Consider the following 12821-nt stretch of genomic DNA (forward strand, 5'->3'; position numbering starts at 1 on the left):
GACTTTCAATAGACTGCTTAACAATAGCTAACGGCACACACAATATATAATACAATTGGAATCTAGAATTGCCTTATATCCCCATAGTTGAAACTAGGGGCTTTACGGCAACAAGTGGTAAGAAGTCAACTGTCATTACCCTAAAGGGATAGTGGCTTGTGACTAACCAGTAGTACGAACGATTAATTAAATCTCCTACCTTTTCAGCACCTTTTCAGGCGTGTTGTCACATTGCAGGATGGCTGACAGCATCCTAACTATTCAAGGAACTTGCTTAACTAGCTCTGCGTGAACGTACTCTATTCCGAACAGGCAGTTTTGATTGTTAAGGTAGTTCGTTACTCAATACTTTTTACCGAGAACAGGTTTGTGTTCTCGAACTCCCTAAGTATTCTTAATTCAAAGACAAGACCCTAGAGAGTGCCTTGCGGACGTTGAAAACATCCCAACAGTTATCTCTCTACGTCTATATTATACTATAAGATGTTACAAACGAAAGGAGGTTGGCGATTCCTCCATTAGCCTGAAGGCGTAGTGGTTTCCTCGCCAAACGCATTATGAAGAAGATCAAAATTCTGATTGTTGATGATCAGCCCATTGTCTGCGAAGGCTTAAACACTATTTTTCAGTTTGAAGAGGATTTTGAAGTTGTGGGTGTTTGTCACAATGGACAAGAGGCGTTAGATTTTTGTGAGCGAAATATTACCGATATTGTATTAATGGATGCGCGTATGCCTGTGATGAACGGTATCCAGGCTACGGAAAAAATCACCTTGCTCTTTCCGGATACCAAAGTGCTAATTCTAACAACTTTTAATGAGGAGATGCTGATTTTCGAAGGACTACAAAACGGTGCCAGAGGTTTTTTGCTAAAAGATATCCACCCCGAGGAACTGTATAAGATCATTCGAGTGGTTCATGACGGCGGAGTCTGCCTACATCCTGATGTGACCCAAAAAGTTCTTGCCAGGATATCAGACCAAGATAAGAAGGCTACCGTGGATAATCCACCTGAAAGAAATCATTCTCGACTGACCAACCGGGAGGAGGAAGTCCTAAGATTAATCGGCAAGGGTTTTTCCAATATTGAAATATCTTCTGCGCTGTTTATTGTCCAAGGGACAGTAAAGAACCATGTAAGCAGTCTGTTGGCCAAACTCGGGGCTAGGGACAGAACCCAACTGGCGATACTTGCTCAAAAAACCTATGACTTAAGATAGAGAAAAACCATGTCTGGGGTATGATGTGTAATGACTCCCTCATCTTTTATTATAAAGGTGAGGGAGTTTATTATTATTTTTGGAGGTTGAAATGCATCATACAAAAACAATTCTCGGCGTTTTAGTGTTTACTCTATTTTTGGTCATTTTTGGATTTGTTACTGTATTTCATGTCCAGAATCAAATAACCGATTTGTTTCGAATGAACAAAGAACTTCAGGAAGAGGGCTATTATATGGCCGAATTTGAGTTCAAGATGATGGGAATGGCATACTGGCTGGATCACGGCCATTACTACACAGCATTATCACGGCTCAATCAACTGCACCAGCAGTTAAAAACAAGGACAGGATTAATCAAAGTGCCGAAGTTTACCAATAAGGAAGAAGAATTAGATTTTTACTTAAGTCTTCAAAACTCCAAAACAGGAGCCTTTATGAATAATTCTTATCCATATTGCACTTATAACGAACCTACGGAAAATGTATTATCTCATCTTGGTGCGCTAGCCGAAGAAACAGGACAGCCATTACGATTGAAGTATCCTTTGAAATACTTGGACGAAATTAATACGCCTGAAAAGTTGAAAGCGTTTCTTGAGGATGTATCCAATGTCGGTTGGATTGGTTCCAAGTTTCCACAAACCACTTTTGTATTCGCCAGAAGCTTATTGAGTTATTACAACGGAGAAGGTTTTATTGGCGAACACAATCTATATAATTTCTCTCTCCAGTGGAAACAAGCTTTGCTTCAATGGTTTTATGCGAATCAAGACCCGCAAACGGGGTTTTGGGGACCAAAATCAAGAACAAGTGGCCAATTGTTAAAAAGGGATTTAACCAACACGGCCTCCATTATTAAAACATTCATTGACAGCAGTGGCCATGACATTCATGAATCGTTTCCTTTACGATATAAGAAAGAGATGTTCAAAACTGCTCTTGAGGTTATATCCGAACCCCTACCTGCTGAGGGTGATTTGGATGAATGGCATGAATGGTCGTTAAAAATGGGAAAAGGCACAATCATGCTGACAAGATATTTATGGAAAGACGCTTTGGAGGACGATAGAGCTAGGGCGAAAGCATTGATTGAGAATTATGTCAAAACCATCTTTGAAAAATATTACGTTTCAGATGAAGGAGCATTCAGCTATTACCCTAATGCAGAGCACGCTACTTTGGACGGTACGGGCGGAAGAATTAATGAGTTTGTCAGCATTGGCTTCTTTTCGGCAGAAAAGCAAAGATATTTGTGGGGAAATCCTGAAGAAAGTATCATTGATCTTGGTGTGCGCAACATTTCAACACTGACACAAAACGATCTTGCGTTGATCACTAATCATCCTGAAGTAAATTCACTTCGTTTTTATGATACTAGTCTTGATTTTGGCGATCTGACATCCGGAGTTTTCGCTGTTGCCTATCCCCAAAAAACTCCCGTTCGGGATATAATGGATTTTACGCCCAAAGTGCAACATTGGCTTAACACCACTTCGCAAAACATGGGAAATTGGGTCTCTAAAGAGGAAACTGTGCAAAGCGTGAACACCTTAGATGTTGAAGAAGGTGTTATTTATGAAAATGGAATTCCATTGAAAACTGCCAATGAGCTTCTGCAAAAGAATCACCGAATTATTGTGCTTGGTTTTGATGTTTTACAAGTTCCCAGATATAAGATTATTATCAATCACTCTTAAATTGGTTCTGTCTCCCCAGACAAGAACAATCAGGTATTTACTGAATGGTAAAAAAGTGCTATTATTCAAGCATAGAATTATATTCTATGCTTGAATAATGCTTCTAAGGAGGTGCGCACTACTATGCCCTATCGAACACCAAAATGGGTTCAAGAAAAAAAAGATGCCAAACGAGCTCAGATATTAGAGGTTGCCCTGCATCTGTTTGCGGAAAAAGGTTTTCCAAATACTTCTATTCAGGACATCTGCGAAGCAGCAAAAGTATCCGTTGGATCTATATATTTTTACTTTGCTAATAAGGAAAGTATTTATGAAGCGGTATATCAGATGATAAACGAAGAATACGAAAACAAGATGGTAAACGCCCTACGAGGTCTTTCGGATATCAGAGACATTATACGAAAATTAATTGAAGTAACTGTTAGACATTCTTTACCGGATGTCTCCAGATCTCAATTTTTCATAATGAATCGTTCGCTAAGTGATTTAAAATCCAAAAGAGATACTTCGCTAAAAGCTTCAGTTCCCTTTGTGCAAGACTTGCTCGATAAGGCCCTAATTAAAGGTGAGATTGCCCCTATTAATACAAAAATGGCAGCAGTGAGCTTTATCTATGGTACTTATCAGGTACTCCGATATTGGAACATGTATGAAAATGCCATTTCAGGCGATGAAATGATTGAATTTCTCTATAATTATCACGTGCCTGGACTTGGCTTGGTTAAGTGAACAAATGGTGATATATCCAAGAAGGGGGTAGACGGGTGTTTATTAAGAGCTTTTCGGAAATTTCACTTAAGGATACTCCAACCGTAGGAGGAAAAGGATCTAATTTAGGAGAGATGACTCAGGTAGGTCTACCCATTCCGCCTGGTTTCTGCATCACGTCTAAAGCATACCAATACTTTATTAATAGCACAGAGATCAATAACCTCATTGAACAACTCCAAAACCTTTCGCCAAATGACTTAGCCAATGTCAGTGTTATTTCCAAACAGCTTACAGAACTTATCCAAAAAAGAGAGATACCCCAGGATTTGAAAGCCGCAATAAATGATGCTTTTATTCGCTACATGTCCCAAGATCAATATGTCTCGGTTAGATCATCTGCGACCGCCGAGGATTTACCCGAGTCTTCCTTTGCCGGTCAACAGGAGTCTTTCTTATTTGTACCCAAGAATCACTTGTTTACCTACATAAAAAGATGTTGGGCCTCATTGTGGATTGAGAGAGCTATTCATTACCGCAAAAACCACGGATACGATAATCGCCAAATTTCTTTGGCAATCGTTATTCAAAAGTTGATTCCTTCAGAGATATCAGGCGTTGCCTTTAGTATTAATCCGCTTAACCAGCGAGACACGGAAATTATTATTGAATCAGTGTGGGGTTTAGGTGAAGGAATTGTCTCCGGACAAGTATCTCCAGACCGTTATATTATAGATAAGATCGAAGAGGTGATCCACGAGAAGGACTTGGCCGATAAAATCCATAGGGTTATTTATAATGTAGCAGGCGAAGGAACAAATCTAGTCCCGACACCGGAACAGCTACGAACCTTATATTCACTGACCGACCAACAAGTGCTCGAACTTACGCGCTTGGTTAAACAGATTGAAAGGCATTATCAATCACCACAAGATATTGAATGGGCCTATGCCGATAATCAATTCTATATTCTTCAGTCTCGCCCCATTACAACGCTAAACAAAACGCCGGACCCACTTAAAACAGAACCTGAACTATTTAGCTTTGACCCGGAAATTGAATGGACAAATTTAGGGGGTCTTAAAGAACGTTACCATAATCCCCTGTCCACATTCGGTTGGTCAATTCTTGAATCTTGTCAGAACGAGGGCATTTATTACTCTATAAAAATGGTTAGTAAGAATAAACAATTATCTACGCAAAAGTTCGTAACTAACATTTATGGTTATCTTTATATGAATTTTTCAATTCTCAAGGGAATACAGCCACTCTCAATGCTTAAACCATATTTGGATGAAGACAAAACCGGCGAATTACGGCCCAAACGAAGTAAAATTACGGATTTATACATAACTTTTAACTCTTACACAGCTGGAATAAAAATGATACGGTCTTTAGATAAGGTGTTTTATAATACTCTTCCTAATTATCTGGCTGAACTAAATAAACTAAACCGATGCACTCTGGAGACTCTCAGCGAAAAAGAATTGTTATCATTTATCAAACAAAACTTGGAGTTGGCCAAATCCTACTTTAGATATCAAACAGCCAGCTTAACAGTTGCCGAAGGGCTATACAATATGCTTACAGGATTTTTGACAAAATCGTTTAAAGCTGATCTGTCATTATGCTCGAAATTGGTTTCGGGACTCCCCAACAATCTTACAATAGAAACCAATAATGATGTCTGGCAACTCGCTAAGCTTGTAAGGGAGTCCAAAGAGCTGGGCACGCTCCTTGAAAACTCCCCTTCTGAACTCTTTCTTCAAAAAGCAACTATTTTCCCCGCTGCCCAAACCTTTTTATCAAAGCTAGATGAGTTACTTGCCAAGCATGGTCATTTAAATATTGACATGGATATCGCCAATGATTTTTGGTGGGAAAACCCGGATATCGTCCTATCAATGGTGAAAGGTTTTTTAACGAATGATGACAACTTCGATCCGGCAAAAAGAGAAGCCCTCAAACAAAAAGAAAGAACGGACGCGGAGGGTTTCGTTCGTTCCCGCCTCAATCCTGTGCAAAGGGTATTTTTCAATAAACTGTTAGTCGCAACCCAATCCTATATGCTCCTAAGAGATAACCGTCATTATTATGTAACTATGCCTTTTTCTTCGATGAAAAAAGGCATCAAGCAACTGGCAATCAAACTTACTAAGAAGGATTACATTCAGGATGAGAGGGACATTTATTGTTTAACGCTTAATGAGATTGAACAATCAATCCAAGGTATTCTTAAGCAGGACCAACTAAGCGAGATAATTATTCGCAGAAAAGGGGCTAAAAGAATTAACCTAAACGAACTGCCACCATTCATAAAGGGATGGCCAAAATTAGAAGAGTCATACGTTCAGGTTGCTGGCACCAACAGCATGGAGCTAAAAGGTATGGGCAGTAGTCCGGGCACTGCTCAAGGACGGGTGAAGATTGTCCGTACACCGGCTGACTTCTCCAGCTTCCGACAGGGTGATATTTTGGTCGCTGCGAGCACTGATCCCGCATGGACTCCCCTCTTTGCCATTGCCAAAGCGGTTATCACGGAACATGGCGGCATGTTAAGTCATGGCGCAATCGTTGCTAGAGAATATAATATTCCTGCGGTGTTGAATGTGAAAAACGCAACAATTTTACTTAAAGAAGGACAAAATGTAACGGTAAATGGAAATAATGGGCTAATAATAATTCATTAAACCCTTAATATTTCAATACTTTGACATAATTTCCTTAGAAGAGTTTAAGAGAAGCAAAATGGCCTACCGAAAACGCAAATGCACGGTAGGCCGTAAATGATGAATCAATTGTTGCACTGCCTGCTTGTTTCGCCACCTTTAGCTGTTTTGGTTTTGGTATAATCTCTATTCACTTCACCCGAAGCAGATCCATTTTCGAAGGTGAATAAGCCATTTTATTAGTAAGCGTCAATTGCCACCCACATATCAAGCACCTCCTGAATATTAGACAATGCTCCTAAAACCAGGTTGTCAGATTGCTAGCTGAAGAAAACGATTATTTTGGCAAGATCGCATTGAAGCTTATCGTGCCAGTAACTAGTCATTACTTTTGGGCTATGGAGTCAGCATATGCTTTTAAGTCATATAACTGCCCGGAATTTTCGCCGCCAAATCCACCTACTTGTTGACTACTTGCATCGGTAGATTTTTCATTACTAACAGCTGTAGAAGCCGTATCAGTTGTTTTGGTCGTAGCGTTTGCTTAAGATTAATATAAGCTCTTTCTTTAAAAACTTCAGTTCCAATAACAACATTGTGTTGAATTCCTTAGTAAAATAAACCTATTAGTCATGTAAGGGCACCACAAAACGAGACTGAAAGCAAATCACTTTCAGCCTCGTTTGAATTAAAATACTTATCCCTGGATTTCTGGACATTAGAGATAGGCTCAGTAGTATTTTGCATGTCGCCTGTGATTTGGCACCCATTGAATACAGGCATTAGAGAAAAAACAGAAGATTAATGATTGCAAAAAAAATCCCCTCGTAGCGAGAGGAAAGAGAAGGAGGAAAGGAATGAGAAAAGTAAGCTATATGTCAACCGCTAAAGTAGCGAGTAATCGTCTATTCTTATCTTGGATAAATTCCCAAACTCAATCGTCAATCCTTGTCGACATGTGCTCCATAATTAAACAATAACAAGACTGCCATTATGGTTATATAGAGAATTACCCATACCATTTGTGTTCCACCTTCCAATTTAGATTAATCTTGTTTTTTTAGACAATATCATTATGCAATAGTAGTCTGAATTTATATTGAAAATCAACTGAATGTTTACTGAAAACATAAGGAATGCCCAAAAAACCCTCCCATCAATTAAGGCAGGGGGGCTTTCGATAGCTCTATAAAAGTATTGTTCATGCGCCGGAGCGTTCAGGAGCATTATTTATATACCTGTCCTCGACTTGCCCTGCAAATTAGCGATTTAAAAGTTCTTATTGGGATAATCAAGAGCGCTATTGACGACCGGTCCAATTTGAGCCGGTGGTTTCCTACGCTTAGAGAAAGTCAAGGCGAAGAAAGTCGTTGCCGCTGCCATGAGGATCAAAACCATAATTTTATCAGCTATATATTCAAAACCCAGGTTCTTTACGGTGAGCAAGCGGAACGCTTCGGCCATCCAGGTATAAGGCATCGTTCGAAGCAGGGTATTAATCACTGCCGGGATATGAGTACTCGGCCAGGAATAGCCCGAAGCCACAAAAATCGGAACCGAAATCAACATGAAATAACGGGTTACCAACAAAGAATTCGGAAAATATACCGAAACGATAAACCCTACCGAAACAATAATAAGGTCAAAAAGCAAACCCAGCAAAAGGATTAAACCTACCGAACCTTCGATCTTAACGTTCACAAAACGTGCAGCAATCCACAATAATAAACCGAAGTTAAAGAAATTAGCGATAAAATAAGGCAAAGCTTTACCTATGAAGATCTTCCACTGAGGGACCGCCGCACAAAGAAACTGAAGCCAGGAATTCTCTTCCTTCTCCCGAGTCACTGTCAGACCGACTCCCAAAAGCCCAATCTGCTGAAGGGTCATAAGAACTAAACCTATATAAATGAAGGTAGCGTAGCTGAAGGTTGGATTATACCATACCTGCATGCTATAGGAAACCGTATCCATGACGTTGACAATTTCTTGCTTCGTCATTCCCAGTCCACTTAAGTAAGCAGCCGTATGTTCAGCGCTGAAGGTATTGAGCACTTGCTGAAAATATTTGCGCGTATTGAAGCCATAAATCAGATTTGAGCCATCATAGACGGTCAAAATCTGAGTCAGCTGATGCTGCGCCAATTTCTGAGAATAGTCTGCCGGAATGACAACACCCGCTCGAACCAGGCCATTTTTCATACCGGCTTCCAAGTCAGCGTAGGTACTTACTTGCGGGATCACCTGGAAATTTGGGGTGTTCTCAAAAGCTGAAACCACAGCACGACTTTCCTGAGAATGATCGAGATCAACAATCCCGAGCGGCACATGCTGCAGAATAGCTGAAACATAAACCAAGCCAAACATCGAGGCATAAAGGAGCGGGACAATAAATAGTATCGCCAAAAGAACCCGCTCCCGAAAAATACGCATGATTTCATAATGTGCAATGTTTAAGATTTGCTTCACATCAATCACCCCTTATGCGGAAAATCGCTGACCATCAAACGCAAGGCAGCCACACTATAGAAAAGAACAGCCATGAGACTCAAGGCCAAAAAATAGTGACTCACAAATCCCCAACCCGGGTTTTTAAAGGTCAGAAAACTTACACCCTGAAAAAACCAAGTCTGGGGCAAAATCCAGACAACATGCTGAAGCCACTGGGGCATGGCTTGAAGCGGCCAAGTGAAACCGGACAGCAAAAACGAAGGCAGAGCTATAATCATTCCGTAACGTGAAGCATTGACGGCATTGGGGGAAAGACTTGACATCATCGTACCTAAACCATGCAAAGCAAGGATAAAAATTAAGGTAAACAAAAGAAAACTCGACCAGCCGCAGGCCAGAGGAAGTTTAAAGACCACAAAAGCGAGAAAATAGACGGGTAAGACAGTCAGCAGCAAAATGCCAATATGCACAAAAGATTTACAGAAAAAAAGCTTAAACAATGATATCCCCGAAGTCCTAATCTGATACCAGCTGCGCCGCCCATTCTCACCAATTATCGTCATACAGGAAGCCAGAGTACAGCACTGCTGCCATACGTTCAACGCAAAGGCTAAGACCAGGAAATAAGCGTAATTGGCCGTGGGATTAAACCAGGCTTCTTCAGGAAAGGCAACGGACTGATAGGCTTCTTGAGCCTGATTTGGTTGAATTCCCTTAGCAATTAAGGTTCGAATACCGACCTGAGCCCCCAAAGTTCGAGTAACTGTCAGCACAGCACTGGAAGCGTTGGTCGCATAAATTATGTTCATACCATCAATCAATACCGCAACCTTAGTCTGACGCTGCAAAGCAATATCTTTGCCATAGTTCTCGGGAATTACCACCCCAACAATTACTTCACCTCGTTTAATCGACTCCTCCAACTGACTAAAGGTATCGAAATAGGCAACGACCTGCAAGTTTTGGCTGTTTTTTAAATCCGTAGTCACTTGGCGGCTGGCACTGCTTTTATCTAAGTCCACAATGGCCGTTGAAATATTTCCAATCCGCTGAGAACTATAAACGCCGGCCATAAGCAAAAGCCCCAACAATGGCCCGACGAGCAAAATATTGCGCAGACTTTTGTCCCGCCACATGTAAAATAATTCACGCTGCATAATAACCCAACACTGTCTAATCATCATAGCGACCACTCTGCTCTGCGTAATATTTTACCTGCCTGTTCCATTCCGCCTGAGCACCTTCCGGATCATAAATGGTCATCTCTCCACCCTCCAGCCAGGCTACTTTACTAAACGATTGTGAAAAGACAAAATTGCTAAAGGTGCTGACACAAGTTCCGCCTGCAGCTAAAAATTGCTCTAGCTCCTGCAATATAAGATTACGGGAAAAGAGATCAATATCCTTAATAATTTCATCAAGAATTAACAACTTTGGCTGATTGAGCAGAGCACAAGCCAAAGAAACTCGCTGCAAAACACCGATATCTAGAGAAGTTACCGGCTTCGTCAAAAACTCCTGAAGTTGGAAACTCTCAATCATCTCACGCACAGCGGCCCGAGAGGCTTTTTTTAAAGCGGCAATAAAGTCGAGATTTTCCACCACCGTCATGTCCCGGAACAAACTACTCTCTTGAGTCACAAGCCCCAGACTCCGCTTGAACTTTTCTGTTTTTTTTATATTAAACCCCAAGATTGCAACCTGACCCGATTTAAAGCGATCGATTCCCGCTAAAATATGCACTAAGGACGTCTTCCCTGCTCCCCGAGTACCAAATATGCCAAAGCATTCTCCAGGCTGAACTTCAAAAGAGATTCCCTGAAAAAGCAGTTTGTGGCCTATTTTCTGCGCAAGATTAGTAACCCTAATTACAGGCTCCATAGTTACTTAGCCCCCTCTAGGATTTTGACTTGGGCAGTCATCCCTGTCTTAAGCACTAAATCTTGATTAGGTATATCAATCTTGACCTGGAAGCTCCGAATATCATGTTCATACTGTTCATTGATCGCTTTCTTGACGGCAAATTCACCGGCCCCATTAATTAAGACGACCTTACCCTTAAATACCTTGCCAGGAAAAGCATCCACGGTAATTTCCGCTTCTTGATTCAGCTGAACACGTCCGATCTTTGCTTCGCTGATGTAAACGTTCACATACGGGTGTGTCAAATCCGTAATCTCATAGACCGGAGTACCGGCATTCAACATTTCACCTGCCTCAAGGTACTTCTGAGTAATGAACCCGGACATCGGAGAAAGCAAATGGGTATTACTAAGATAAGCATTGGCTTTTTGGACAGCCCCATCGGCTTGTTTAACTGTTCCTTGAGCTGCCTGTGACTGAGCCTCGGCAATGGTCACGTTCGCCCGAGCCGATGTAGCCTGTTCAAGAGCAGCCTGAGCTTCCTGAAGCTTGCTCTGCGCCAAATTATAAGCATTCGTGGCATCATCCAACGTCTTTTGCGGTGCAGCACCACTCTTAACTAATTCCGTGGCACGGTCAAAGGACATCTTGGCATCTTTAACCCCTATTTCCGCCTGGGCAACTTTGGCTTGAGTCTGAGCTATCGTACTTTCCACCTGCTGACTCGTCAAAGGAACCGCATCAGCCGCTCGCAGGGCATTCCCTATCGCTGCATTAAACGCTCCCTGAGCAGATACAAGATCAGAGCTTATTTCCTGATCTTCCAAAGAGGCTATTTCCTGACCGGCTTGCACTTGGCTCCCCTCGTCAACAAGCGTCTTCTCTAATTTGCCGGGAACCTTGAAAGAAGCCATCACATTCGTAGCTTCAATAGTCCCCGTTGCCGAAAGACCTTGCTCCACATCGGATAAAGCTACCTCATGCCGATAGAAGTAGCGGTTAAAAATAAACAGACTGGCGATAATAATTCCCATAAAAACGATAAAAGTCCCTATTTTCTTTACGTTAATCTTGGCTAGGGCATCCATTCTCTATTCCTCCTTATGACAAACGATACCATTAAAAATAAGTGCCAGAATATGCTGCAATCGTGCTTCAAGCATCTTCTCAGAAAGCAGATCTTCCTGCCAAAGAGGCTGAACAATTTCACGCCGATTAAAGTAGGCCAGACATAAAGCCTGAACACTAAGAATGACCTGTCGGAAATCCATGTCCGGCCGAATGTACTTGCGCTTAATCCCATCCTTAATAATGTCGCCGAATTCTAACTCTACTAAATCAAAAAATTGAGGAATCACCTTGCCTGCATAACGACCTCTATTGAGTGCTTCCCAACTGATAAGCCGGACAAAAGAGTCATTCTCTGCTAAAAAGTAAAAGTACGTCCTGATTGCCCTAGTCACATTCTCTTTGGGATCATACCCTAAATTAAAAGCGTTTTTGCCTAACGCATAGATTTTGTGGTAATTGTAACGCAAAACTTCCACATAGAGGTCTTCTTTGCTGCCATAATAATGATAGAGCATCCTTTTATTGATACCCGCATCCTCAGCAATCTCATCAATCCGTGAACCATCCAGTCCTTTCTCGGCAAAGATCTTCGTCGCAGAATTTAGAATCCGCGCGCGGCTTTCTTCGGAGCGTTGTTCCCGACCATCCCCCTTTTTAGGCATCGATTTTTCGGTATTACTCATTGGATACCTCCCACTCTGAAGTATGTAACTAGTTAGTTACTTTGTTTTGATTATATTCTAATGCATTCGACCTTAGTACGCAAGAGATACTTTTCAGGAGTTTCAAGGGGATAAGGTATTGTTGCAGGGTTTCTGGTCAAATACCGAGCTCATTTATTAATCTCTTGAATGTATCGTAAGCCGGCTTTGGCGAATAATCATCCCGCATAATCCCATATTGATGGAAAAGATCTTCTTTGGAACTATCTGCATCCCGGAGGCCAAAGAGCTCATAGTGGGAAATATTTAGAGCCAGTCGCAAATTGTAAATCGTTCGTATCACTATCTCAAGAACGTTCACTTGATGCCCGTAGGGTCTTTCTATAGGAAGAGGAAATTAGGTATAATTTTTCAAGGGATTTTAGAAATTAATTTAATAGCACCGCTCCAGTGGTTACCAGATAGCGAATGCTATTAT

General features: G+C 41.4%; 9 protein-coding genes. 4 read left to right on the forward strand and 5 right to left on the reverse strand.

Translation table 11 applies throughout. From position 1 onward, the window contains the following. Positions 1-557 precede the first annotated feature (557 nt). The 4 genes from DOT_RS02115 (at position 558) to DOT_RS02130 (ending at position 6317) form a co-directional block, all read left to right on the forward strand. Positions 558-1220: a response regulator transcription factor gene (locus tag DOT_RS02115; protein ID WP_009613549.1), complete on the forward strand. Its 663-nt coding sequence runs from the start codon at positions 558-560 to the stop codon at positions 1218-1220. Positions 1221-1311: 91 nt separating this feature from the next. Next, entirely contained in the window at positions 1312-2919 is a 1608-nt protein-coding gene (locus DOT_RS27635) for a hypothetical protein (RefSeq protein ID WP_050809804.1), read from the forward strand. Between the two features lie 123 nt (positions 2920-3042). After that, the gene (locus DOT_RS02125) at positions 3043-3648 is read left to right on the forward strand and encodes a TetR/AcrR family transcriptional regulator (RefSeq protein ID WP_009613553.1); all 606 of its coding nucleotides are present in this window, start codon (positions 3043-3045) and stop codon (positions 3646-3648) included. Between the two features lie 35 nt (positions 3649-3683). Beyond that, entirely contained in the window at positions 3684-6317 is a 2634-nt protein-coding gene (locus DOT_RS02130; protein ID WP_009613555.1) for a PEP/pyruvate-binding domain-containing protein, read from the forward strand. A 1248-nt stretch (positions 6318-7565) separates the two neighbouring features. Here DOT_RS02130 and DOT_RS02135 read toward each other — a convergent pair. From DOT_RS02135 to DOT_RS02155, 5 genes are read right to left on the reverse strand one after another with little or no spacing between them, the layout of a single operon-like run. Beyond that, a complete protein-coding gene (locus DOT_RS02135) occupies positions 7566-8765 on the reverse strand; it encodes an ABC transporter permease (protein WP_009613559.1) in 1200 nt (399 codons plus the stop codon). Between the two features lie 5 nt (positions 8766-8770). Continuing rightward, entirely contained in the window at positions 8771-9928 is a 1158-nt protein-coding gene (locus DOT_RS02140; RefSeq protein ID WP_040411000.1) for an ABC transporter permease, read from the reverse strand. Beyond that, entirely contained in the window at positions 9921-10628 is a 708-nt protein-coding gene (locus tag DOT_RS02145; RefSeq protein ID WP_009613562.1) for an ABC transporter ATP-binding protein, read from the reverse strand. The genes DOT_RS02140 and DOT_RS02145 overlap by 8 nt, the downstream gene beginning before the upstream one ends. Before the next feature lie 2 nt (positions 10629-10630). Next, on the reverse strand, positions 10631-11698 hold the full coding sequence (locus DOT_RS02150; protein ID WP_009613564.1) for an HlyD family efflux transporter periplasmic adaptor subunit: 1068 nt from the start codon (positions 11696-11698) through the stop codon (positions 10631-10633). 3 nt (positions 11699-11701) lie between these two features. Beyond that, complete coding sequence (locus DOT_RS02155) at positions 11702-12364, reverse strand: TetR/AcrR family transcriptional regulator (protein WP_009613566.1); 663 nt, start codon at positions 12362-12364, stop codon at positions 11702-11704. Between the last annotated feature and the right edge of the window lie 457 nt (positions 12365-12821).

The sequence above is a fragment of the Desulfosporosinus sp. OT genome (genome assembly GCF_000224515.1).
GTDB lineage: Bacteria > Bacillota > Desulfitobacteriia > Desulfitobacteriales > Desulfitobacteriaceae > Desulfosporosinus.